At 49.1% G+C, this 23,891-nt stretch carries 19 protein-coding genes and 2 pseudogenes; 5 read left to right on the plus strand and 16 right to left on the minus strand.

Annotation, left to right across the window (positions count from 1 at the left end; all coding sequences use genetic code 11):
* Position 1: 1 nt before the first annotated feature.
* The 3 genes from KJS63_RS20675 to KJS63_RS20685 form a co-directional block, all read right to left on the minus strand.
* On the minus strand, positions 2-1,105 hold the full coding sequence (locus KJS63_RS20675) for a DgaE family pyridoxal phosphate-dependent ammonia lyase (protein ID WP_213620851.1): 1,104 nt from the start codon (positions 1,103-1,105) through the stop codon (positions 2-4).
* Positions 1,083-2,183 carry an amidohydrolase/deacetylase family metallohydrolase gene (locus KJS63_RS20680; RefSeq protein ID WP_213620852.1) on the minus strand — a complete coding sequence of 367 codons (1,101 nt, stop codon included), beginning with the start codon at positions 2,181-2,183 and terminating at the stop codon, positions 1,083-1,085. The genes KJS63_RS20675 and KJS63_RS20680 overlap by 23 nt, the downstream gene beginning before the upstream one ends.
* 140 nt (positions 2,184-2,323) lie before the next feature.
* On the minus strand, positions 2,324-2,866 hold the full coding sequence (locus KJS63_RS20685; RefSeq protein WP_213620853.1) for a DUF1697 domain-containing protein: 543 nt from the start codon (positions 2,864-2,866) through the stop codon (positions 2,324-2,326).
* A 292-nt stretch (positions 2,867-3,158) separates the two neighbouring features.
* On the opposite strand from KJS63_RS20685, the gene KJS63_RS20690 reads away from it, so the two are divergent.
* Both KJS63_RS20690 and KJS63_RS20695 read left to right on the plus strand, forming a co-directional pair.
* On the plus strand, positions 3,159-3,674 hold the full coding sequence (locus tag KJS63_RS20690) for a PCYCGC motif-containing (lipo)protein (protein ID WP_213620854.1): 516 nt from the start codon (positions 3,159-3,161) through the stop codon (positions 3,672-3,674).
* Positions 3,675-3,809: 135 nt separating this feature from the next.
* Complete coding sequence (locus KJS63_RS20695; RefSeq protein WP_068622333.1) at positions 3,810-4,025, plus strand: hypothetical protein; 216 nt, start codon at positions 3,810-3,812, stop codon at positions 4,023-4,025.
* 96 nt (positions 4,026-4,121) lie between these two features.
* Here the strand turns inward: KJS63_RS20695 and KJS63_RS20700 are convergent, their stop codons facing one another.
* Together KJS63_RS20700 and KJS63_RS20705 are read right to left on the minus strand one after the other, a co-directional pair.
* A complete protein-coding gene (locus KJS63_RS20700) occupies positions 4,122-4,970 on the minus strand; it encodes an eIF2A family protein (RefSeq protein ID WP_213620855.1) in 849 nt (282 codons plus the stop codon).
* 154 nt (positions 4,971-5,124) lie between these two features.
* The gene (locus KJS63_RS20705; RefSeq protein ID WP_213620856.1) at positions 5,125-8,991 is read right to left on the minus strand and encodes a PAS domain S-box protein; all 3,867 of its coding nucleotides are present in this window, start codon (positions 8,989-8,991) and stop codon (positions 5,125-5,127) included.
* Positions 8,992-9,278: 287 nt separating this feature from the next.
* Here KJS63_RS20705 and KJS63_RS20710 point away from each other — a divergent pair, with 287 nt between their 5' ends.
* The 3 genes and pseudogenes from KJS63_RS20710 to KJS63_RS20720 all read left to right on the plus strand — a co-directional run bounded on the left by KJS63_RS20710 (position 9,279) and on the right by KJS63_RS20720 (position 12,104).
* Complete coding sequence (locus tag KJS63_RS20710) at positions 9,279-9,686, plus strand: hypothetical protein (RefSeq protein WP_213620857.1); 408 nt, start codon at positions 9,279-9,281, stop codon at positions 9,684-9,686.
* Positions 9,687-10,080: 394 nt separating this feature from the next.
* Positions 10,081-11,097, plus strand: a complete 1,017-nt coding sequence (rsgA, locus tag KJS63_RS20715) for a ribosome small subunit-dependent GTPase A (RefSeq protein ID WP_244862709.1) — start codon at positions 10,081-10,083, stop codon at positions 11,095-11,097.
* A pseudogene (locus KJS63_RS20720) lies at positions 11,094-12,104 on the plus strand (aminoglycoside phosphotransferase family protein). The gene rsgA and the pseudogene KJS63_RS20720 overlap by 4 nt, the downstream one beginning before the upstream one ends.
* A gap of 148 nt (positions 12,105-12,252) precedes the next feature.
* On the opposite strand, the gene KJS63_RS20725 reads toward KJS63_RS20720, so the two are convergent.
* From KJS63_RS20725 to KJS63_RS20770, 11 genes and pseudogenes are all read right to left on the minus strand, one after another.
* Positions 12,253-13,038 carry a DeoR/GlpR family DNA-binding transcription regulator gene (locus KJS63_RS20725; protein WP_213620859.1) on the minus strand — a complete coding sequence of 262 codons (786 nt, stop codon included), beginning with the start codon at positions 13,036-13,038 and terminating at the stop codon, positions 12,253-12,255.
* A gap of 44 nt (positions 13,039-13,082) precedes the next feature.
* Positions 13,083-13,283 (minus strand): annotated as a pseudogene (locus KJS63_RS26310) (saccharopine dehydrogenase); the annotation flags it as partial.
* Position 13,284: 1 nt separating this feature from the next.
* Positions 13,285-14,415: a 2-aminoethylphosphonate--pyruvate transaminase gene (phnW, locus tag KJS63_RS20730; protein WP_213620860.1), complete on the minus strand. Its 1,131-nt coding sequence runs from the start codon at positions 14,413-14,415 to the stop codon at positions 13,285-13,287.
* Complete coding sequence (gene phnX, locus KJS63_RS20735; RefSeq protein ID WP_280520839.1) at positions 14,412-15,209, minus strand: phosphonoacetaldehyde hydrolase; 798 nt, start codon at positions 15,207-15,209, stop codon at positions 14,412-14,414. Before phnX ends, phnW begins: the two co-directional genes overlap by 4 nt.
* A 10-nt stretch (positions 15,210-15,219) precedes the next feature.
* Positions 15,220-16,941, minus strand: a complete 1,722-nt coding sequence (locus KJS63_RS20740; RefSeq protein WP_213620861.1) for a putative 2-aminoethylphosphonate ABC transporter permease subunit — start codon at positions 16,939-16,941, stop codon at positions 15,220-15,222.
* Entirely contained in the window at positions 16,938-17,990 is a 1,053-nt protein-coding gene (locus tag KJS63_RS20745) for an ATP-binding cassette domain-containing protein (protein ID WP_213620862.1), read from the minus strand. Before KJS63_RS20745 ends, KJS63_RS20740 begins: the two co-directional genes overlap by 4 nt.
* Before the next feature lie 32 nt (positions 17,991-18,022).
* Positions 18,023-19,123 carry a putative 2-aminoethylphosphonate ABC transporter substrate-binding protein gene (locus tag KJS63_RS20750; RefSeq protein WP_213620863.1) on the minus strand — a complete coding sequence of 367 codons (1,101 nt, stop codon included), beginning with the start codon at positions 19,121-19,123 and terminating at the stop codon, positions 18,023-18,025.
* A 191-nt stretch (positions 19,124-19,314) separates the two neighbouring features.
* Complete coding sequence (locus tag KJS63_RS20755; RefSeq protein ID WP_213620864.1) at positions 19,315-20,940, minus strand: S-layer homology domain-containing protein; 1,626 nt, start codon at positions 20,938-20,940, stop codon at positions 19,315-19,317.
* A gap of 131 nt (positions 20,941-21,071) precedes the next feature.
* A complete protein-coding gene (locus KJS63_RS20760) occupies positions 21,072-21,551 on the minus strand; it encodes a hypothetical protein (RefSeq protein WP_213620865.1) in 480 nt (159 codons plus the stop codon).
* Positions 21,548-22,963, minus strand: coding sequence for a radical SAM protein (locus tag KJS63_RS20765; protein ID WP_213620866.1), 1,416 nt, complete (start codon positions 22,961-22,963; stop codon positions 21,548-21,550). The genes KJS63_RS20760 and KJS63_RS20765 overlap by 4 nt, the downstream gene beginning before the upstream one ends.
* Positions 22,960-23,724, minus strand: coding sequence for a prolipoprotein diacylglyceryl transferase (locus tag KJS63_RS20770; protein WP_068618766.1), 765 nt, complete (start codon positions 23,722-23,724; stop codon positions 22,960-22,962). The genes KJS63_RS20765 and KJS63_RS20770 overlap by 4 nt, the downstream gene beginning before the upstream one ends.
* Positions 23,725-23,891 lie beyond the last annotated feature (167 nt).

Genomic DNA, 23,891 nt, shown 5'->3' on the forward strand with positions numbered 1-23,891 from the left:
GTTATTTGCCTCCTATAATTTCCTGGATTCTTGCTGCAATCACCTGCATGTCATCCCCCTGCAGCGGGCGGGGATCAATGTCGAAATACCCTTGCCTTAATCCATAATCACGTGTATAGACTGCAATCTCCCCGTCCCTCAGTTGGTCGTTCACCGCAGTCGCCGATAGTCCTGCCGCCTGCTCATCAATGTGAATACGACCCCGGTAGATCGCCCGGCCAGCTTCGTCCTGCACTATCGTCACTTTAACGCCCGGCAGAGCCGCAAGAGGTTCCAGCCGCTTGAGAGAAGCCTTCTCCTGCTCACTTTTATCCGTCTTGCTCATGTACTCGTCGAGTGCCTGCAGAAGTCCAAAGGTCGTTTCCTTGCCTACTTTCATGCTTCGACCGATACCGTGAAGCTGCACTTTGAGCCAGTCAACATATTTGCGCTTGCCACCGACAATGCCGGAGGTAGGCCCTTCAATCGCTTTGGACCCGCTATAGATGGCCAGATCGGATATCTGCACATACTTCTGGATATCCTCCTCTGCCGCAGCATCCACAATCAGTGGAATTCCGCGCCTCTGGGCAATTTCCCAGGCCTCCTCCACAGAAATCATATTCTTCTGCACGCAGTGGTGGGATTTCACGTACAGAATCGCCGCAGTATTTGCATTAATCGCATCCTCGACATGATACTTGCGGCCTTCGTTTGCGTAGCCGACTTCCACAAGGCTTCCCCCGCCAAGGTACACCATCGTCTCTACGGGAGCTCCATACTGGACATTGTGTCCCTTGAGCATGATGATTTCATTTCTCGAAATCAGGTCCTGATGCAATCTCTCACTGGCCCGGCGCTGTCCCTGGGTCACCACTGCCGCCACGGAGAGCGCAATTCCGCTGGACGCCGAGTTGACGACAACAGCGGCTTCAGATCCTAGGATGCCAGCTATATAATCCCCGGCCTTATCTACAAGATCCGCAATTTCAACGTACTGCTGGCCCCCCTGCTTCATCGCTTCCATCACTGTATCCGTAGGGGCGGATACGCCAAGAATACTCATTCTTCCACTAGCGTTGATAACCCGCTTAAGACCATATTTAGCATTCAGTGAATGTGCCATTTACAAAAGCTCCTCTCGGTTCAATATACTGATCCGCAATCCGCTCTTCGCCTTCGGAGTCGGTAAGGGTGATCTTTCCTGATTTAAGCTCGAACAGCGTCAGGTTCGCCTCATCCCCAGCTTGAATCCGCCCAAGCTCAGGTCTGTTCAGCCAATTAGCTGCTTTCTCCGTCACCGCATAGATCACCTCTTCAAGACTGTAACCTAAATAAAGGAACTTGGTCAGGACATTGGCCAGACTGTATACGGGACCCTTCAACCGGTTGGCGCGGTATATATCCGTACTGATCGTGTCGGGCCGGATTCCGGCCTTTCTCGCATACTCAGCCACCTTAAACGAGAAGCTGGCCGTGCCGTGCCCCACATCGAGATGAACACCCCGGTTCAATGCCGCAAGGAGCTCTGGCAGCGGGTCGCCCTGTGAATCGAATAAATTATTCGGCTTCCCATTAAGGTAATGGGTAATGATATCTTTGTTCTCCATTAACTCCAGAACTTCCTCTATCATGGGAGGAGCGGAGCCGATATGCACCATTATGGGCAGATGGGTCTCATAGGATAGTACCCTTGCCAATCTCAAAGGCTCAATTCCGCTTCTCTGCACAACACTCCTGCTGATCCGCGCCTTAAGTCCAACAATAAAATCCTTATGGTCACGGCAAGCCTGAAGCGCTTTCTCCACATCAATCCACTCCAGACGGGAAAGCTCATCCACCCGTTCGAGACCGATATGAGAGATGTTTAGAAAAGCCAGCAGCCTTGTGCGAGCACGCTCCGCGTTGCCTCTTAGTTCCCCGATCCGGTCCGCGCCGCAGCTTCCTGCATCAAGTATGGTGGTGACCCCCTGCTTAACCCCAATTTCATCGATCTCATCCCCGTAGGGCTCGAACTCCGGAAAAGCATGCACATGCATATCTATCCACCCGCTGGACACGTACAACCCGGTGCAGTCCCTGATCTCACTGCCTGACGCTTCTCCCGCCCGTGTGATTTCGACGATTTTACCAAATGCAATGACAATGTCAACGGCATGCCCATTGACGGTCTTCACATTACGAAGCACAACCTTATCACCCAAGCCCCATCACCTCATCCTATTATCTGTCCACTCTCTATCACTCATATAAAGGGCATCTAACAGCCATCCCTTTCCTATAAGCTGCTAATAATGCTAGAGTAGCACATAATTTCGACAAGGTAAATATAACGTTATAATGTTTATTGCTGACTCATTTCTATAGCCAGGGCATTCAGCTTGTTCATCGTATTCCAGTTCCTTGTGGTGGATGGGATTTTGATTTTGTTCATCGCCCCAGCCAGCTTGGAATCCAAAATACTTTTGCGGAACAAATAGTACACATCCCGGCCTGACACGGAGCACTGTTCCCCCTCATTTTCCATCTCCTTCAGCTTCACAAGCTCCTCCTGAGGCAGAGGCTCACCGAGCAGGGTTACGTAAAAGCTCTCCCCTTCAGCAAGGGTATGACCTGCATATGGAGTGTTTGTAATCAGATGGTCAAGCTCATCTGCAGTCCGCAGGATTACCTTAAGTGAAATGCCAAACGCGGTGTGAATAATACCCTCAAGCTCTGGAACAAGCTCCGCCTCCGTCTTGTCCGATTCAAACAGAACATTTCCGCTTTGAATATAAGTCTTAACCCGCAAGAACCCAGCATCCTCCAGCGCCTTTTTTAAATCAGCCATTTTAATTTTGTTATTTCCGCCCACATTGATCCCTCTGAGCAGTGCAATATAGATCATTAGATGATCCTCCTCTTCAAGTGATTGTTACTATATAAAATGAACTTATGAAGGCTGCCCTTTTCGGGCGCTGCGATGTCGAATAATCTTACGACCACGGTTGTCTCCGAAATATTTGGAATAAGTGCCAATGGGCCATTTCATCTATTTGTTTCCTTCGTATATTGTACTACATTCAGATACAGAGTTACTCTTCTAAACTTCCAATTTGCTGGAAACCTGTCTCAATTTCATTTATACTCATACCAGGTATATGTATATTTGTTAGCAATGAAAGGAGACCTAAATTCTCATGAAAAAACGGACCTATGCAGCCCTGGCCTCTCTCCTTGGAGCCGGCATGATCCTATCCGCCTGCGGCTTTGGCCAGTCTGCGGATTCGCAGCAGCCTAAGCCGCATTCAGGATCTGACCATGTAAAGCAAACCGCAAGTGGCGACCTTCAGGAGAAGACCGCCTCGCTGGATAAGCTGCCCGCCTTTCTAAGTCAGGCTTCTGCCGAGGTGAAATCGGGTTACGTAACAGCGGCCTCGGTTTCCGATATCCTCTCTTCCATTCCATGTTATTGCGGGTGTGGGGAATCTGCCGGGCACAAGAGCAATTTGAATTGTTTTATCTCAGAGATCAACAAGGACGGCTCCGTCTTGTGGGATGACCATGGAACCCGGTGCGGCGTGTGTCTTGAAACCGCAAAAACGACTGCTGAAATGAAAAAACAGGGCAAATCCCTGAAGGAAATCCGAAGAATCATCGATGAGCAATACAAAGAAGGTTATGCTCCGCCTACCCCGACACCGATGCCTCTATAACGAGCGTTTTATTCAAGGATAGTTTATAAATTTTGTGGGAGCCGGCGCTGCCTAGTGGTTCTAGAATCAAAGATTGCAATTTAGTAAGGATGCCTATAATCTTGAATTAACACAATGGGTGGGGACGGTGTGAATATGATGGAGCATTTGCCTTACATCCTTATCATAGTGATAGCAGTGATTGGCGGTTTGGGTACCCTGCTGATTGGTCATTCCAAGGCCAATAAGGTCAGCAATCCAGAATACGACCGGCGGACAAAAGGAAATTTGGGCAAGCTTTCTTGGATTTATGTTGCAGCCACGGTGGTGACCTTTGCAGCCGCAGCCATCTATTTATCCAGCAAAGCCTAAGAAGAAGCGGGCGTTTGTTCTCGGAGCCTTTTGAACACAAACAGAACTCCTACACAAAGAGAGGAGCCGTCTTTAGGGACGGCCCCTCTTCTTGTGTTATTTTGCATAAGCAGGGCTGATTTCCGCAAAGCGCTCAAGATCACTAGAGCTAACTGGCCCAGCTTCTTGAAGCAGGTTTCCTTTTCGCGTGTATTGATAGAGCACATAATTCCCGGACTCATCCCCGTTCACGAAATCAAAGCCCTTCCCGTCTTCCCCCCAAAGTATAGCTACCGTATTCTTATAGACCCGGGGGGTCGCGATATCGAGAAGCATTCGTGAATCGGTATCATATACCGCGACACTACTTCTATTCTGCTCACCATAGGATAAAGCCAGTTCATGGCCTTCCGGGGACCAATTATAGGCATGAATCAGATTCACAGCCCCTCTGCCGTTCCGGCTGAAATAGTCATTCACCGGATAATACTCGCCTTTCTTCAGATCCATGATGACCAGCTTATAACCCTCCTTAAATTGATAATGAAGGGCAAGATATCGGTGGTCCGCCGACAAAGCGACCGATGACACAGAGCTTGGCTGTGGGTTCAATTCGAGCTTAAACTCCCTGCCTCCTGAGGTGATAGACATTTCGTGTATTTCCTTACTCCCCGGAGGCTGGTCTTCCAAAGACGGAGCCAGGTGCCCTATGAAGCTCACATCCCCATCCTGCCAGCTGACTTTGTCATCATTTACTTGAACCGGAACTATCTCCGGCACACTATATTTCTTAGGGGCTTCCGCAAGCGTTTCACCGGCAGCAGGAGCTGCAGCCGCCTGTCCTGAGTCAAGAATCCTCATATTATCCGCTTCTGCTTGAGTCTCGGAAATATCTCCACTTGCCGTGCAGCCGATTACCGTGAATACAACCAGGACCGCCATGATTGTCATGTAAATGGATTTCATCCCACTTTCGCCTCCTTACCTTGGCCTGACTGTATGTGTGACCTTTTCATCTGCTAACTATTTTACATCATTGTGAAGAGCTTGAGCACATTTGGATATATTTAATTAGAAACATACAGGTACTCTCCGCCAATCATGGCGATGTTCGGTTCATTTAACTATTTTGCCCTTTCCTTGAGGAAATTATCTCCATCAGAATTCTGTCGACCTCTGACATATCAATCGGCTTCGCTATGAAATCCTGCATGCCGCTGGCAAGACAGGTCAGTTTATCCTCATGCCTGGCAAAAGCAGTTACGGCAACGATGTAGGGCCGGCTCTCATACCCGGGATGGGAACGAATCAGCTTCACGGCGTCAAGCCCATCCATTAGAGGCATCTGCACATCCATGAAGACCAGTTCATAGTCTTGGTTCAAAACAGCATCCACCGCTTCCTTTCCGTTACTAACAATATCCGCATGATATCCTCTGTGGCTGAGTATCGTATGCAGAAGCTTCTGGTTCACCGGATGATCTTCGGCTATAAGTATCTGGATCGGTTCAAAGTGTTCCGCAGCTGGACAAGCGTCCTCCTTAAACGAGGCATTGGCTTCTATATCTGTCCGGGGAGTCTGCTCCTCTTCCTCTGCACCCGATTCATGATAAAGACCAGAGGAAACCGTAAAACGGAAGGTGGAGCCTCTTCCTACTTCACTTTCCACGCCAATCGACCCACCCATAAGCTCAACAAGCTTCTTGCTGATCGCCAGACCGAGGCCGGTTCCCCCATACTTACGATTGATAGAGGGATGGAGCTGGGAGAAGGATTGAAACAGCTGACCCTGAAGATCGAGAGGAATTCCAATCCCTGTGTCTTCTACAAAGAACTCCATCACGATCCCGTCAGACGACTTGTAACGGTGCTTGGCGCGGACTGTAAGATTGATTCTGCCCTTCTCCGTGAATTTGACCGCGTTGCTAAGCAGATTAATCAATACTTGACGAAGGCGCACCTCATCCCCGATGACCAGGCTTGGGACCGATGTATCTACGTGATAGACCAGCTCAATCTGCTTCTCCTCGGCACGCGGAGCAAAGAGCTCAACAACACTTTTGACAATATAAACCGGACTAACCGGGTCTTGGTTTAGAACCATCTTGCCTGCTTCAATCTTACTAAAATCAAGAATCTCGTTCAAAATATGCAGCAAAGAGTTGCTGCTCTGAACGATAATATTGGTATATTCGCGCTGTTCTTCATCCAGTTCTGTGCTCTCGAGCAGACTGGTCATTCCAATGATTCCGTTCATTGGAGTCCGCAGCTCATGGCTCATAATGGCCAGGAATTCCGATTTGGCCCGGTCGGCCCGTTCGGCCGATTCCTTAGCCTGGATAATCTCTTTCTCATCCGTGACATCACGGAAGACGACAACGGCTCCTTTACGCTCACCTTTATCTATCAAAGGACTGACCCGGTATTCGACCAGAAAGCTGGTTCCATCCTGTTTCCAGAACACTTCTTCCGTGCTCTGATACCAGCGGCCTTCCTTCGCCGCCACATAGATGGGGGTCTCACCAGGGGCATAGTGGCTTCCATCCAGCCGGGTCTGCTGAATTGAGTCAAGCTGATACTGTCCGATAATCTCGCGGTGACTGTAGCCGAGCATGGCTGCGGCAGCAGGATTGATGAACGTAACTCTTCCATCGTTATCCACCCCAAAGATGCCTTCTGTAACAGAGTTCAGAATCAAGGTGTACTCATTGCTAAGCTTCTCTATTTGCTTGATATACTCGCTGCGCTCCGTAATATCACTGGAAATTCCGTACACGCCAACAATCTCATCATCAATAATAATCGGAATATTGGCTACCGAAATATCAACCAGATGCCCCTGCTTATGACGGATCGATATTTCATAGTTCTGCGGGAATCCACGGGCTGCCAAGTCAAAGTGATGCAAGGTCTTAGATATGAATTCATCCGGTACCAAAGGACCGAAATACTTACCGATCAGCTCATCTAGAGTATAGCCTGTCAGCAGTTCCAAATTCTCGTTTGCCGTTAAATAGTCTCCGGCCAGATTCATGGAATAGACTGCAGAAGGATTATTTTCGAACAAAGACTTATAACGGCTCTCGCTCTCCTTAAGCAGGCGCTCCGACTGCTTACGGGAGGAGATGTTACCCGCGATTCCATATGCACCGACAATCTGGTGATTGACTACAATCGGCAGGATCGTAAGGCTGACATCAACCAAGTCCTTTGTACGTGTATACATTCGGGTCTCCCAAGACTTCGTGCTTCCACGAAACACACTCTCAATCGCAGCTCGGGTTGCCTCCTGATCCATTGGATCGATCAGCGGAATTAGCGGCTTATCTATCATTTCCTCACGAGAGTATCCGATCAACGATTCCATGCTAGTATTCATTGACATCAGATTGCCTTCAAGATCAATGGCGAAAATCCCCTCTGGGTTATATTCAAATAAAGACTTATACCGGCTCTGGCTCTCCTGTAACCTAAGTTCGATCTGTCTACGCTCTGTAATGTCCCGGGATACTGCAATGATTTCCTCCACCTGCCGAAATTCATCGTAGGCATAAATCGAAGCCGTTTCAAAACTGACATAAGTGCCGTCTTTTCGCTTAAAGCGGTAGACTACAGTTTCCGGCCCCAGACCCATTCTGTTCATTTCCAGATAATATCTCACGGCGTCCTGGTCTTCCTCATGGATAAAATCCAGTCCAGCCTGTCCAATCATCTCCGCTGGTTCGTAACCGAGCAGGGTCCGGCACACTGGAGAAGCATACAGAAAGGTCGCCTCTTCATCAGGAGCATGCCTGGAAATGAAATCCAATGAACTTTCCGAAATTAAGCGGAACTGCCGCTCGCTCTCTCTAAGCTTGTCCATCGTCTCTCTTCGCTCTGTAATGTCCTGCACCATCCCCACCATCTGGATTGCCTTACCACTTACATGGTCAATCTCAACTCTCCATCTGGAGTATATGATTCGCAGGCTTCCATCCAGCTTGGTCATGCGATACTCGCATTCCCCATTCTCACCGTTATGAATGGCCGATTCATAGGCCTTCCCAATCATCTTTAAATCATCATGGCTCAGACAGGCCATAACCGACTCCATCGTATCAACCGGATTCATTGCATATCCGAAAATCTTACGCATCTCTTCCGAGAAATGGACTTTGTTATTCAGAATATCCCAATCAAACGTGCCTATATTAGCTATGCTTTGGGCTTCGGCAAGCATCTTCTCTGAATTCACTCTGTCTGTGATGTTACGTCCAATAGCGAGGACCCGCTCGATATGGTTAAGCTCGCCCCTTACAATCTGGAACGAGGTCTCCAGCCATAAATAATGGCCGTTCTTATGTCTTACCCGCCTCCGGTAGACATCACTGTCTGAATATAAGGCATTGTCACGCTTCATCTGTTCCGCATCCTCCGGATGGTAGAACAGGGTTCTGTGCTTGCCTATCATTTCGCTCGGGTCATACCCAAGCACCGTTTCGCAAGAGGGAGACATATAAGTGATAAACCCATCCGGGGTGCTGACGGAAATCAGATCAGGCGTATTATTGGTAATCAAATTATATAAATCATGATTAATTTCAAGCTGCTGCTCAGACATATGAGGCTCCGCAATTGAAACAAACTGTGCTAGAATGCATGCCGGTTCCGAAGAGCCTTCTTCAGCAACCGAAGACAGCGTCGTGCTTGCCCGCACCATTTTTCCGGACTTATGAACAAATTGCCCTTCAAACACAGCCACCTCCTGCGTCTGAAGGTCTGTACGTGTTGGGTTAAATGAACTTAATTCGGATTCAGAATCCTCATCAAACTTAATTTTGGTATAGCTCATCGCCAACAGTTCACCTTCGGAATATCCCAGCATAGTGCAAAAAGCCGGATTAACCATTAAGAACCGGTGATTCTGGCCATCGATCACAGCGACTCCTGTGGATGAACTTTTGTAGAATTGTTTGAATACTGCCATCTGTCTGGATGAGGATACCATTGCTTGCCTCCTTAATTTGGATAACGACTATTCTTAGTTGATAACTTAAGTATACGATATAAATAAACAAAATCCTCAGTTTTAGATCAGCAGAAGCCATATGTGTAAAAAAAATAACGCCGGTATCAAAATCCCGGCGCAGGTTGGGTCACAATCTCAATAATTATGTCCGGGTGATCCCCCCGGTTATTTTGTATATACTCAATAGGAAAGATCCTTCCAAAAATACCTGTATGCTTAAATGATCATGTATAATAGCTCGATTCATAAGAGGAGGAATCAGAAAGATGAAGTTCTATCGCTATGTATTAAGTGTCCCACCTTTGGATTGGGAGTGCTGCTTTCTCAGCATTGAGGAGTATAAGATGAGCTTTGCGAACAAGTACAGCCAGAGTGCGGAGTATTACATGCATGTTATCGGGGATTGTCAACAGCATCTCGCTGATATCGACAACCTTGCTGCTGTGACTTATAAAGATCTGTGTACAAGCGTTCATTCTGCTGAGCTGCGCTGTCCAGCCATGATTTTCTCTATACCGAGTGGCGATCATCGAGGTTCAGCTTTGTTTTGTATCATTTACAAGCTTGATAACGACGGAGATACGTTTATTTACTCCCCTGTTCCACTTGTTCATCTAGAGCAAGATCAAGCTGGTGAAATAGAGCTTGGCTGCATGCCCAAGGTTGAGCTGTAAGTTGTTGATTTTTTTTCCAAAACAGGTTATTTTATAGACAGCTTAGCGATAAGCAAGTTCCTGACACGAAGGGAGATGGTTTTAATGGCAGCTACTTATATGGTGGTTTCGTCTTAAACTGAATACTAGGCATATTCGAACATAAGCGGGAACCCCCCCGTGTTATTTGGTATGCCATCCAAAGTAACCTTTCGTGAATATTGCTGTTTGCAGAATACGATGAAGGTCGTATCTTTTTTTGCGTCCTGATGCCGCGCGACAGCAGCTTCTTTAGAGGCTGCTTGTCCGCGGCATTTTTGCGTCCAAAAAACAACATTAAAGGAGCTAACCAAAAAACATGATAGATTTGAAAACCTATGGCTACACACAAATAGAAGAAATTCAGGATGGATTATTGCCCGGCAGGGTGACGGAACTTCGGCGCGAGCGCTTCACGGTCATGACCGAGCGCGGCGAAGTGACGGCTGTGCTCAAAGGATCGTTCTATCACAACGCGGAAACGCGCGAAGACTTTCCTTGCGTTGGTGATTTTGTCCTGCTGCACTACATCGAAAACGGAGATTCTCTCATCGTTAGGGTACTGCCCCGCCGCTCCAAGTTCTCACGCGCGGATTACTCAGGGCATGCCGCAAGCTATGCCAAAACCATCCAGGAACAGGTCGTTGCAACCAACTTTGACTATGTGTTTATCGTTTCTTCTCTGAATTGGGATTTCAACGTTCCCCGCATCATGCGGTACCTCACACAAGCCAGTCAGAGCGGCGGCCAGCCGGTCGTCATTCTGACCAAATCTGATCTCGTTGAAGACTATGGTCTTCCGCTTGCAGAAGTCACACAAAGCATCCCTGATGTGCCGGTTCACGCAATCTCCAGTCATACGGGCCAGGGGCTGAACGAACTCGATCCCTACTTGATGCCTGGTAAAACTGTCGTCTTTCTGGGCATGTCCGGCGTTGGTAAATCGTCTCTACTCAATGCGTTGATAAAGCAGGATGTAATGAAGGTTCAGGCGATCCGCGAGGTCGACAGCCGGGGGCGGCATACGACAACGCACCGTCAGCTGTTCATGCTCCCTTCAGGTGCTATGGTTATTGATACGCCGGGTATGCGTGAGCTTGGGCTTTTTGATGCCCAAGAAGGCATACGTGCAAGCTTTAGCGATGTGGAGGATTGGTTCACGCAATGCCGATTTGCGGATTGCCGCCATCAGGCCGAGCCGGGCTGTGCCGTTCTCACCGCGCTTGCCGACGGTTCATTGCCGCGTGAACGGTGGGAGCATTATGTTGCCCAGCAGCTTGAGAACAAATATGTCCAAGATAAAACTGGCTACCTTATCGAGAGGAAGGCTAAGGGCAAAACGATGGCCACGTGGTACAAACAAACGAAGAAAAACGGGAGATCAAAGAAATGAATTTTAAATACGATACGCTGATCTTTGCACTAAGCCGACAGTTCAAGAAGGACATCATCTCGGCAGACTGCCAAACCATACCGTTACAGGGCGGAACTGTGGGAAATGTGTACCTGGTAACGGGAATCGCCGAAACCGCGGATGGTGAAAAATTACTGTACCGTATCGTGCTGAAAATCCAGAAGAAATGGGAGCGTTACAGCGATCCAAATTCATGGCGCCGGGAATATGATCTCTATGTCTCTGACTTGGGAGCGACATTCTCGGATGCCTTCCGCTGGCCGGCATGTTATCACGCCGAGATCAATGACGAAGGAATTCAACTGTGGTTGGAATATATCGATGGCGTAACCGGTTTAGACTTGACCGGTGACATGTATGAACAGGCCGCGCTGGAGTTAGGACGCTATCAAGGCAAGCTGTATGCTCTGCAGCCCGCTGTGCTGCAGAGCCTGACCAACCTGAGCCATGCGGATCTCATGAAGAATACGTATCTGCATTACCGGTCTTGGCCGGTCGTCTACGATTATATACGCTCGGAGGAATGCGAATTCCCGATGCACGTGCGGCAACTGCTTATCGACATCGATGAGAACGCAGACGAGATATTCGCCCGCATCGAACAATTGCCCCTCGTGTTATGCCACCGGGACTTCTGGGTGACCAACCTGATCTATGCCGACGGCAAATTCGCGCTCATCGACTGGGATACATCCGGATGGGGCTACCTGGGCGAGGATCTCGCAAGCCTGATCGCGGATGAAGTGGATATCGATCACATGATCGAATATTATCAGCGATGTGTCCCCGCTTAATACAAAGGCTTTTCGGAGTATGCGGATGTCCCCCCTATCGCCGATCATTGCGTCTATGAGATGATCCTTCTCGTATTCGGGTACAGGCTTGTGGAGGGGTATCTCCACACTCAGGACGCTGACGAGAAAGCGAAGCATGTCCATACGCTCCAAAAAATCTATGAATTGAAGACCAGCCCTGTGCAGGGCTGACTCTAAAAAAAGGACTCCGAAAACCCTTGATCTAGTGGGTTTTCGGAGTTTCTTTCATGACTCTCATTTGAATGTCGCCGGCGGCTTGCTCGTGATGTCGTAGACGACGCGGGGCACTAGGAGTGTCTGCAAGTGGGGGGATCTCCGCTTATTCAGCCGTAATCCACTCCACATCCAGGTCTTTAAGCTCCTCTGCCCACTCCGATGGTACGGGAACATCACTAATAATGGTGTCGATTTCCTTTATAGCAGCCATTTTGTACAGCTTGGTATCCCCCAGCTTAGAACTGTCGGTTAGGATAATATTCTGCTTGGCATGTTCCATGAACACCCGTGCCAGGTTAGCCCTGTCAGCATCATAGCTTGTAATCCCTCTTCGGGGATGCAGACCGTCAATTGAGAGAAAAGCCTTGTTCACATAAAAGCTGCTCATCATACTTCCCGTTAATGAGCCGCAGGTTCTGTAGTGCTTCGCATCAATTTTGCCGCCGAGGAAGAACACTTCCCCACTGAACAGCTCTTTGTTCGTATATTCAATTAGTAGATTCAATCCCGGTACAGAGTTGGTCAGCACCGTCAGATTCTTCTTGTACATAAGAAACTGAATCATCTGCTGTGTGGTTGAGCCATCGTCAATGACCACGACATCTTTGTCTTCCACGAGATTGGCAGCCGCTCGGCCAATTCTTCTCTTCTCCTCAGCCCGGAGGACTTCCCGCTTCCCGTGCGGAAGTTCTTCCCGCTCCAGCGTCATCTTGACGGCCCCACCGTACACTCTCTTCAGACGGTTATCCTCCTCAAGTTCCTCCAGATAACGGCGAATTGTCTCCGAGGACACTTGCAGGGTTCGAACAAGATCGTTCGTGCGGACTTTTCCAGCGTCATTAAGCATATTCAGAATAACCTGTTTTCTCTCTTCACCTACTAAAGACATACAGCAGCTCCAGCTCCAATCCGGTGTATTATCTGTACATACCTCTATAGTTCATTAATTCGCTCATGAATGAGGATGTTCCTCTTCTCCAGTTAAAAATGACCTCCGGGTTCACAAACGCTTCCTTAGGTGTAATCACTCCGATCCGGGTGACCTCCTGCAGTCAGCTCGGCAGCAATAGCCATGGAAATACTCACATTACAGGTATAAGCGCAAAGATTATCCCATCCGGGAACCGAACCGTCTCTACCAAAAACGGTTATCCGCTATGACCTGAAGCAGATTCTCAATGTCTTCCGGATAGACTTCCCCAATGCTTCCGATCCGGAAGGTATCGGCGGCACTGATTTTGCCTGGATAGATCACATAGCCTGCTAGTTTCATTCTTGTATACAGCTCTTCAAAACTGAATTGTTCAGATTGCGGGAATTGAAATGCCGTGATAAAAGGAGATTGAACTTCCGGTTGAAGCAGAGCTTCTACCCCGAGCTTGGTCATTCCGTTTACCAGAAGCTGCTGATTATTCTTATAACGGGCATAACGGGCTTCTACCCCGCCCTCTTCGGCAAGCTCCTTAAGCGCCTGATCAAAGGCCCGGACAACATGTGTCGGTGAGGTGTAACGCCATTTGCCCCCTCCCTTCTCCATCGTCTCCCATTGGGAGTACAAATCCAGCGATACGGTTCGGGCCTGGCCCTTGCACATTTTCAAAGAGTTCGTTCTAGCCAGTATAAATCCAAATCCAGGTACACCCTGGATGCATTTATTCGCACTGCTGATTAGGTAATCGATATGCAGTTCTTGAATGTTAAGCGGAATTCCGCCAAAGCTGCTCATGGCGTCGACCATGATGGTTTTGCCATAACGCTTGGCTATAGATGTAATCTCATGAATCGGATTCAGCATCCCTGTGGTTGTCTCACAATGAACAAATATAACATGGGTGATATCCTGATCCTCCGCCAGAATTCGGTCTACAGCCTCGGGGGAGACAGGAGCAACTTCCCCAAAATCCAGTACGGTGGCCTCAATATTGTACAGATGTGTGATTTCCGCAATCCGGTTGCCATAAGCTCCATTGGTCAAGATCAATAACTTGCCTTCAGATGGCATGACCGTGCTGATTACCGCTTCCACACTGAACGTTCCGCTCCCCTGCATCAGGACCGCGGTATATTCATCCGTTTTGGCGCCAGCTAATTCAACAAGCCGGGACTGGATACTCTGCACCAGTTCATTATAGTCCTTATCCCAAGTACACCAATCCCGCAGCATAGCTTCCTTTACCGTCTTCGAGGTAGATAATGGTCCTGGAGTAAGCAGCAGATACGGATTACCTCCAAGAGCAGTCTGATTCGTTGATGATGCCGTAGTCATGGGCGATCCCCCCTTGTCAATCTCTCATTAATTTCATCTACGATGCCATCAAGATCCCCGATCTGCTCGATGATGTAGTGAGCTCCAGCTTCAAGCAGCCGATCTGCCGCAGCAGCCTTCCTGGCCTGCAGCTCACGCGGGTCACATGCCCGCACTTCCTGCTCGGTCATCCCGAGTTCGTTGCTGCCCAGAATCACGCCTATGGTCCAGCAGCCCGCATTAACACCTTCTTGCATATCGCTAACTGTATCCCCGGCCTTGATGATCTCGTACATCGGATACACATTCAACGCTTCCGCATTTCTGTAGATCATCCAAGGATAAGGTCTGCCTTGAGGTACTTCGCTGGGCGTAACCAAATAGTCCGGTTTATATCCTGCGGCAGCGGCTTCACGGGATACGATATCCATCATGGCCCTGGTGTAGCCGGTCGTAGAGCCGATCTGAATGCCGCGCTCCCGAAGGCGGTCTGTAAGCTCAACTGCTCCTGGCACAGGCTGTGCATACTGCTCCAAGGTGCTGAACAGAAGCGGTTCGAATTCCGCGTACAGCTTGTCGATATCCTGCTCATTCGGTGTGCGTCCATACTTAATCTCCCACAATGCCGAGATGCGCTCCATTTGGCACATTGCCGCAATGTGATCTCTCTTCAGAAGCCCCATCGGTTTGCGGGCCTCCTCAGCCGTGACTTCGATGCCTGCTTGGGCAAATACCTCAACGAACACATGAAGCGGGGCGAAACAACCGTAATCCACCATAGTTCCTGCCCAGTCGAGCATAACTGCTTTAATCATTATCTCTCACCTAACCTTCCCTATTTTGCCAGGCTGCCGATTTCTTGCGAACCCCCCGTGTAACAAGCTCGTAGATCATCCGCACCCCGATATTCGTGATGACAATCAGCATAGACATGGCGGCCGCCGGAGCGACATCGCCCGCATCATCCATATTCACGATCGATACAGATGCCAGCTTCAAATCCGCCGCATACAGAAACATAACCGCGGAGACGGTAACCATAGAATTGATGAAAAAATACATCGTCATTTCCAGAATCGCCGGCAGGCAGATCGGAACCGTAATCCGGGCAAATGTTTTGTAGAACGGAACACCCATGGATTCCGAAGCCATCTCAAACTCCCGGTCCAGCTTCTTCAGCGCCGTGGTGGCTGTAATGAACGAAACGGAATAGAAATGGGCCATGTTCGCCAGCACCAGAATCCAGATTGTACCGTAAATGGCATGCAGCGGATTATCTGGATTGTTAAAAAAGAAAATATAACCTAGACCGATCACCATGCCCGGCAGCGCGAGCGGCAGGATCGACAAAAAGTATCCGGCTTGACGCAGCAGCCTGGAATGTCTTGTTTTCTCAATGAGATAAGCTCCTATAAAAGTGCCTGCCGTTCCAATCACCGCGGTCCAGGCAGCCACTTTCAAGCTGGTCCAGAAAGGCTTCATGCCTTCTCCCGCCACCTTGCTGAAATCGAAATGATCCAGCGTGAACGTAAGATTGTATGGCCAGGTCTTGATCAAAGCGGCGGCAAATACCGTTGCAGTCAGCACCAGAATGGCCCCTGAAATAATCAGGCAATAAGTGAACAGAAGGGTGTCACGCAGCCGGTTCCTTCCCGTCCGGTAAGGAGCGGACTTCGCTGTAATAGCCGAGTTCATTTTTCCTTCCAGAATCCGGTCCACAATAAACGCCAAGATTGCAGGGATGATCAAAATAATTCCCACAGTGGCTCCCATGCCCATATTCTGCTGGCCGATCACCTGCTTATAGATATCGGTGGCCAGGACATTGTACTGTCCCCCTACGACTTTGGGTGCTCCAAAATCGGTAAATGACAACGTAAAGCATACAAACAGGGATGAGATCAGACCGTATTTGATATTGGGCACAGTTACAGTCAGAAATTTACGGAGCTTCCCGGCCCCCATTGTCTCGGAGGCTTCATACAGGTTGTAATCCGCAAAGGACAATGCCACCAACAGAATCAAATAAGCTTGGGGAAAGGTATAGATGACCTCGGAAAGTATAATTCCGACCGGTCCATATAAGTCGATCTTCCATTCCCATGGCAATGCCCCGAAGAATCCCGTTGTGATGATTCCCTGATGCCCGAACAGATAAGTTAGTCCGATTCCATGCATCATGGTTGGTGCGAATAAAGGCAGCAGGGCCACGGATTTAAAGAACCGCTTGCCCCGAACGGCCGTCCGGGTTAAGGTGAACGCGAACCCAAGAGCCAGCGCTACGGAAATCACAGATGAAGCAACGGAAATAAACATCGTGTTCTGGAATGATTGCACGGATGCTGAGGTTGTAAAATATTTCGCGAAATTCCCCAGTCCAATGTACTGCCCTCCCCTGTCGGTAAAGGCTCTGCTGAACAAAGACATCAGCGGCGCCAGAACGGCAATCAACAAGCCGGCAATCATAACGAAAATGGCGGTCCGCTGAATGAAACGGTCTCTGCCTATGCCCTTAGTGAATCCTTGTGCCCCCTGTGTGGTCTTCATACGGAAACACTCAGCTTTCCGCTTCGGGGTGTGCCGAATCCGATCATTTGGTTCTCTGGAAATTCCACATATACTTTCAGATTCTTGTGCAGGTGCAGTCTCTTGCCAAAGGAGGCCGGCACATCCACATAAATCGGTTCTTCCCCGCCAAGGTGTGCCGCAAGCCGGATGCTCAGCCGGTAAAACGCGCCCCTGAACTCGGAGTCGGTTACTACGGCTTCGCGGCTGTATGCGGTTGGCCGGTCACTGATCCGGATATGCTCCGGCCGGATGCCAAGCTCGCTGTCCTTATCATATTCGGGATGCTGAAGCCACTCGTTATCCATAAAATTCACAGCACCGATAAAGTCCGCTACAAAGCGGGTCTTGGGCTGCTCGTATACTTCCTCCGGCGAACCGGTTTGAATGACTTTGGCGTTGTTCATCACGACGATTTTATCTGCCATGGTTAACGCTTCCTCCTGGTCGTGCGTCACCATAATCGTAGTCATGCCAAGCTGATCATGCAGCCGGCGCACTTCCTTGCGCAGCTTCTGACGGACCTTGGCGTCCAGTGCGGACAACGGTTCATCAAGCAGCAGGAAATCCGGGGACAGTGCAACCGCCCGGGCCAAAGCTACCCTCTGCTGCTGGCCGCCTGACAGCTGAGCCGGGTATTTGTCCACGGCATGCTCCAAATCAACCATGGCAAGCACCTCGTGTACTTTTTCGCTGATCTGAGCTCTGGACATTCTCTTCTCCTTGAGACCATAAGCGATATTCTGGGCGGTAGTCAGATTAGGGAATAAGGCGTAAGATTGGAACATCATGCCTGCGTTCCGTTTAGCTGGAGGCAGGGATGTGATATCCCTGCCCGCAACCGTTATACTTCCGCCATCCGGCGCTTCCAGTCCTGCAATGATCCGGAGCAGCGTAGTTTTGCCGCATCCGCTCGGACCTAGAAGACAAACAAATTCATTCTTCTGAATATCGATCCGGATGGGTTCCAGCGCTGTAAATGTGCCGAATGCCTTATGGATGTCTCGAATTGCCAAATAGGGGTCTGGCATGGGCTTTCCTCCTTCATTCAGGTTCGTTATTGTTATTGTTTAGGCTCGCTCTTCGAGTCATAGCGCTTTGTCCACTCGGCAAGCGTGGCGTCACGGTTCTTGGCAGTCTGATTCAGGTCATTCTTGATCAATTGGCTGACAGGATCCTTGCTGTAACCTTCCGGGATGCCCGCAGCATCGTCTTTGATGGAAATGATGGCGTAATTCTCGTTATACTTCTTCATCGGCTCGGCAGAAATCGCCCAATCGAGGAACTGCTTGGCTTCAGGTTTGATGTCGGCTTTCTTGATCAAAGCATTCGCTTCCACATCCCAGCCGGAGCCTTCCTTCGGAAATACAACTTCGACCGGAGCACCCTTCTTCTTCTCCTGAATGGAACGATAGCCAAATGAAATGCCGATCGGGTATTCACCTGTACCAGCCAGCTTAGCTGGCTTAGATCCCGAATGGGTATAGGTCGCGATATTCTCGTTCAGCTTGTCCATGTACTTCCATGCCTCTTCCTCACCCAGCAGCTGCTGCAGACCAGATACCGTCAAGAAACCTGTTCCAGAAGAAGCCGGGTTCGGCATAACAATAAGACCTTTATATTCCGGCTTAATCAGATCAGCATAAGACTGTGGAATGGCCAGTCCTTTCTTCTTAAGCTCCACCGTATTTACCGCAAAGGCAGTCTCCCAGGCATCAATTCCAACCCAGTGAGTTGGGTTCTGCGAATCCTTGAATTCCGGTGTAACCTTCTCAACGCCTGCTGGCGAATAAGGCTCCAGCATTCCATTCTGGTCAAGCACCAGCAGACTTGTAGCGGCTGTTCCCCACACCACATCGGCTACCGGATTATCTTTCTCTGCAAGCAGCTTGGCTGTAATGACACCTGTGGAATCGCGGACGATATTCACTTTTACATCAGGATAAGTAGACTTATAAGATTCTAGGTAGGACTCAATCTGATCATCTTCGAGCGCGGTATACACCGTTATCTCTTTGCTTCCCGAAACCGCTGCCTCTTTCCCGGCACCAGCACTCTGGTCTTTCAGCTGATTCGCTCCTTCAGATTTCGTTCCTTGACCGCAAGCAGCCAGGAATGACACCAACATAAGCATAGTTGCTAATAGACCCGTCCATTTTTTCATGCTCTCTTCTTCTCCTCCAATACCTTGATAGGTTCATTTCAGACAACAAACTCAGTATAGAGGCTATTTATTAACTACACATCAAATCCACGTTAATAAACTGTTTTTGTTTATATTTTAATTGTTTTTTGTTGTGACTTTTGATAACAGAAAACCCTGCCGCCGAAGCAGTCAGGGTTTTAGGTGTCTTTCTATGGAGTTGGATCCATGGTGCCTGGAATTGCAGGGCCTGGATCCGTAGTGCCGGGATCCGTGGTGCCTGGATCCGTGGTGCCCGGATCCGTAGTGCCTGGATCACCAGTACCCGGAGGAGGTGTCTGGCCAGCCGTTCCTCCTTGGTCGGAGCCTGAATCTTGCCCGCCATCGGAATCATTAGTGCTGTCTTGCACAGTGACTACAGATGATGTAATAACCGTGCCCGGCTGATCCGCTGAGGAAGGAACCTTGACCAAGAAGAAGGAATATCCGGTAAGCGGCTTGCCTCCGTTAAAGCCTTCTATCATGTATTTAATGTATGAAGAAGAGATGCTGCCACCATTTACATTTCCTGCATCAACTGTGGCTGGTTGAAGATTTAACAGACGGTATTGTGCTCCAGCCGGTTCTTTGTAGAAAATGAAATACCGGTCGTTCACATCCCCTGGCATCCACTCTAGAGTAGCCCCGCCGTCATTATAATATCTAAACTCGGCTATTTCCGGCTTGAATTGAACGGCAGCTTCATTGGAATACTTCGTTCCCTCTCCGTTTGGTTTCACCACAAAATAAGCGGTACCTTGGAAATACTTATTGGTGAGCGGGAATGAACCAGATTCTGTCTGACCTATCTTTTGGTATTCTAATCCAGACACACTGGAATAGTAGACATCATAAGTAACACTCGGCTTAGCCGTCCAGATCAACTCTGGCAGAGTCAGTCCCGGCAAGTCTGCATTTACAGAATAATGCAGCGCCAGATCGGAAGGAGCCTGTGGAATTTCCGGAGTTGCCACGGGCGGTTGTTCAGGAGTCGATGTGGTCGGATAATAGACTGGCGGCACATAAGATGTGCTCGGCTGCTCAGACTTTTTCGCCTCCTCCGCCTTTTTGGCTTCTTCAGCTTTTTTCGCTTCTTCCGCCTTTTTGGCTTCCTCCGCTTTCTTTACCTCTTCAGCTTTCGCTGCCTCCTGCTTTTGCACCGTATCTGAAGTGCTGAGCCATCTTTGAGTCAAGCTTGCAACCTGCTCGCGGGTCGCCGACCCCGTGGGATTGAACTGGCCGTTGCTGCCATTAATATAACCCAGCTTAAACGCTGCACCTACTGCATCCTTGGCATAATCGGAAATAGAAGCCGCATCTGAGAAATTCAAATAGGCTGCTCCCCCGGTCACCACGTCTTTACCTACAATCAGGTTCAGTGCTCTGGCGAACAGGACGGCCATATCCTGGCGGGACAGATTGGTTCCGCCTCCGAATGACCCATCGCCTGTTCCTTTAATCAGACCGGCTTTGACTGCGGCTTCAACCGCTGCGTAGGCATAATGATCCTTGGGAACATCTTTGAAGCTCGGCGAAGCAGGCGGTTGGCTGGTATCCAGCTTCAATGCCTTGGCGAGAATGATAGCAAAATCCTGTCTCTCGATCTTTCCGGCAGGATTGAAGCTGCCTGTGTTCACCCCATTCAGGATTCCCTTGGAGGCCAGTTCAAGAATGGCATCCTTGGCAAAAGAGCCCTGAATATCGGTGAAATCTACTGCAGCATGTGTGCTTAGTGGTGCTCCAAGGTAAATCACGCTGGAAGCCACTGATACGGCAAGTGCCCGCTTTAATCTTTTCATAATGTTCCCCCAATGGATGAAATAAGAAAAATCACAAAGATCGTAGCATAATCAAACCATAATCTGAACAACAAGAGCCGGAAAAACTTCCAGATAAAGAAAAAAACCACCCGCTCAGGTGGTCATTTTTTTTAGAATTTGCCCATTATTATTCCGAAGCAGGCGGCATTCAGCAGGAAGGTAATCGCTCCGCCAATCAGGATTCCCTGCCCTATTCCAATCCGTTTGCGGTTAAACGCAATGATCGCTGCCGGAATTAAGTATATGAGCTGGGAAATACCGATGACAAAGATAGCTGCGGGAAAGGCAGCATGGAGGAAATGGAGCAGAAACAGAATGGCCAGTCCTTTAAACACCTCGGCCGAATGATTCCGCTCCGGTTCATGGGGAGGCGGCGCACCGGGCACTCCATTCCATGCGCCAGGATAGGATTCATAGCCTGGTGCAGGATGTTGGTCAAGTCCCTGTCTATACTCTGGTCCATGGCCATTGCCTTGGGAGGACGGGGGCACTGACTTGGACGGCTCCCGGTCACTAGAACCCTCTACGGATTCCGCATTCCTGTCCGCACCATTTTTCCCTTCAGGCCGTTTGTCGTGCTCATCGCTCATCGGTTGACCCCCTCCATTTCCGCCTTCAGCTCCTTAAGCCGGTTCTCCAACTCTCCACGATAGAAAATATTATACGTATCAAACGGAATGATTCTGCCATCCGGATGTACGATATGAACACACGATTTCTTGACGGAGCGGACATCGAAATGGTAAGGGTCCATAAACTGCATGATAATCACGCGAAATACATTGTCATAACTGACTGTCTCCGGTACCTGGACAAGTGGAAGACAGCACAGCAGACTTTTTAATGACAATGCCGAGGATTCTGGAGAATGGGCGGTGGAGAACAGTTCAAAGATTTGCTTTTTGAGATCCTGGTCCTGTTCGAATACAATTGTATTGCGTCCTCCCTCCAGCAGAATCTGTGGATCGATCATTCCGGTGAGCGGTACGGCTTCACCACCCATCTTCAGCGCGTATCCCATCGCAAGAGCATCGGGATGACATGGAACTGGAATGATATCCTCCGCCTGAAATACCCCAGACTGATCAATAATCTGCTGACGGACTTCACTTAAGGTTAAACGGTCCTTGGCAGGATCGAATTCCTCAAGGCGCCCAGCAGCCTGGATTGGCTGGAAAGTTACACCTCGAACCGCCCGCTGTTTGAGGCCGTATTGGATGATCTCCCCGATTTCATGATCATTCAGCCCCTTCTTAACTGTGGCAACCAAGGTGGTCGAGATGTTGAATTCATTCAAGTGCTCAATCGCCTTACTCCGAATCTGCCGAAGGTCTGCCCCCCTCAGCTCCTGAAGCGTGGATTTATCAAAGCTGTCAAACTGCAAATAAATTTCAAACCCTGGTTTATACTCCGCAAGCCGCCGGACAAATTCCCGGTCCTGGGCAATCCGGATTCCATTGGTATTAATCATCAGGTGTTTGATTGGTTTCGTCTTGGCAATGTCTAAAATTTCAAAAAACTGCGGATGGATGGTCGGCTCCCCGCCGCTGATCTGCACGATATCCGGCTCACCCTCATTGCGGACGACGGCATCCAGCATTCGTTCGACCTCTTCAAGAGAACGCCATAATTTCTTCTCTGGGGACGAATCGGCATAACAGATCGGGCATTTCAAATTACATTGGTCGATAATCTCAACGATCGTCAGACAGCTGTGCTGCTCATGATCCGGGCATAGACCGCAATCATACGGGCATCCGTAGCGGATCGGAGTGTTCCAGTGCATCGGCATTTCCGCCGGCTTGATAAATTCGCGGCAGCGCTTGAAATATTCTACGTCCGTGGAGATCAGCACCTTTTCCCGGCCGTGTTCGAAGCAGTATTTGGATAAATACACCCTGTCATTTTCAATAATGACTTTAGCCTCCACTTTCTTGAGGCATTTAGAGCAGATGCTGTTCGTGAGTTCGTAGAATAGATAAGGTCTGTTTTTTGTGGTCATGACACACTTTCCTTCCTAACCGGCTGAGTATGATAGCCAAATATGAAATACAGCATGCCAAGCAGGCACGCAATTTGAATATTGTTCATTCCCAGGTATGGGTGAGGCGTCGGTTTAATAAAATCAACGCAAAACCGGAACGCAAGATAACCGAACATAAACGCCTGGTACATGGCACCGTCGGCCAGCGGCCAGCCCCGGGCTGCTCTTCTTCGTTTGATCACAAACAAGACGATCCCGAACACCAGGAAAAAGCCGATCTCGTAAAGCTGTGTAGGATGTCTTGGAATCCCGTCGCCATAGTCGAAGCCCGTGATCCAATTCGTAGGAATACCGTGGGTATGGTCATCCAGCCCGGTTAAAAAACACCCGATGCGGCCGATTCCAATCGCAAAAAGCAAGGGAAATACGAAATCGTCCCCTGTAGAGCGCGTAATGCCAACCATTTTCTTGGCCAGCTCTACTCCGATCAAGCCGCCCAGAAGCCCGCCAACAATCGTTTTACCGGCCATGAGTTCCGTCCAGTGGCTTCCAATAGACTTTAACAGCTCTGGATTCTCAAACCAAAACAGCAGCTTGGAGCCAAGAGCAGCTCCTATCGCGGCACCAACAATCACCCAAAACATATTTTTGACCGGAACCTCAGTCTTGCGCCGGGTCCATAGGTAAACTCTGAATCCCAAGAAATAGGCAAGTGTCTCAAACAAAAAATGAGGGTGAATCACTAACTTTCCAATATGAATGTATACGGGAAACTGCATCCTTGTTCTCCTGTCGCTGATTGTAAGTTCATCATTGATATTGATAGATTGGTTAAAATTAGGAATAAAAACTATTAATACTATACCAAGTTGAAAGCCCGGCGGATAGCCTTTTTTGCTTGAAGTTTCATAGGTAACCTCCCGTGTTCATTAACACTTTTGTAAAT

This window comes from Paenibacillus sp. J22TS3 (assembly GCF_018403205.1).
Lineage (GTDB): Bacteria > Bacillota > Bacilli > Paenibacillales > Paenibacillaceae > Fontibacillus > Fontibacillus tuaregi.

What these genes read in the sequence shown, in the direction of transcription:
- KJS63_RS20765 (WP_213620866.1), bottom strand. Translation starts at nt 22,963, where the DNA reads ATGACCACAAAAAACAGACCTTATCTATTCTACGAACTCACGAACAGC.
- KJS63_RS20685 (WP_213620853.1), bottom strand. Translation starts at nt 2,866, where the DNA reads ATGATCTATATTGCACTGCTCAGAGGGATCAATGTGGGCGGAAATAAC.
- KJS63_RS20700 (WP_213620855.1), bottom strand. Translation starts at nt 4,970, where the DNA reads ATGAAATCCATTTACATGACAATCATGGCGGTCCTGGTTGTATTCACG.
- KJS63_RS20725 (WP_213620859.1), bottom strand. Translation starts at nt 13,038, where the DNA reads ATGTCTTTAGTAGGTGAAGAGAGAAAACAGGTTATTCTGAATATGCTT.
- KJS63_RS20695 (WP_068622333.1), top strand. Translation starts at nt 3,810, where the DNA reads ATGATGGAGCATTTGCCTTACATCCTTATCATAGTGATAGCAGTGATT.
- KJS63_RS20760 (WP_213620865.1), bottom strand. Translation starts at nt 21,551, where the DNA reads ATGAGCGATGAGCACGACAAACGGCCTGAAGGGAAAAATGGTGCGGAC.
- KJS63_RS20690 (WP_213620854.1), top strand. Translation starts at nt 3,159, where the DNA reads ATGAAAAAACGGACCTATGCAGCCCTGGCCTCTCTCCTTGGAGCCGGC.
- KJS63_RS20675 (WP_213620851.1), bottom strand. Translation starts at nt 1,105, where the DNA reads ATGGCACATTCACTGAATGCTAAATATGGTCTTAAGCGGGTTATCAAC.
- KJS63_RS20740 (WP_213620861.1), bottom strand. Translation starts at nt 16,941, where the DNA reads ATGAAGACCACACAGGGGGCACAAGGATTCACTAAGGGCATAGGCAGA.
- KJS63_RS20755 (WP_213620864.1), bottom strand. Translation starts at nt 20,940, where the DNA reads ATGAAAAGATTAAAGCGGGCACTTGCCGTATCAGTGGCTTCCAGCGTG.
- KJS63_RS20710 (WP_213620857.1), top strand. Translation starts at nt 9,279, where the DNA reads ATGAAGTTCTATCGCTATGTATTAAGTGTCCCACCTTTGGATTGGGAG.
- phnW (WP_213620860.1), bottom strand. Translation starts at nt 14,415, where the DNA reads ATGACTACGGCATCATCAACGAATCAGACTGCTCTTGGAGGTAATCCG.
- phnX (WP_280520839.1), bottom strand. Translation starts at nt 15,209, where the DNA reads ATGATTAAAGCAGTTATGCTCGACTGGGCAGGAACTATGGTGGATTAC.
- KJS63_RS20745 (WP_213620862.1), bottom strand. Translation starts at nt 17,990, where the DNA reads ATGCCAGACCCCTATTTGGCAATTCGAGACATCCATAAGGCATTCGGC.
- KJS63_RS20705 (WP_213620856.1), bottom strand. Translation starts at nt 8,991, where the DNA reads ATGGTATCCTCATCCAGACAGATGGCAGTATTCAAACAATTCTACAAA.
- KJS63_RS20770 (WP_068618766.1), bottom strand. Translation starts at nt 23,724, where the DNA reads ATGCAGTTTCCCGTATACATTCATATTGGAAAGTTAGTGATTCACCCT.
- KJS63_RS20750 (WP_213620863.1), bottom strand. Translation starts at nt 19,123, where the DNA reads ATGAAAAAATGGACGGGTCTATTAGCAACTATGCTTATGTTGGTGTCA.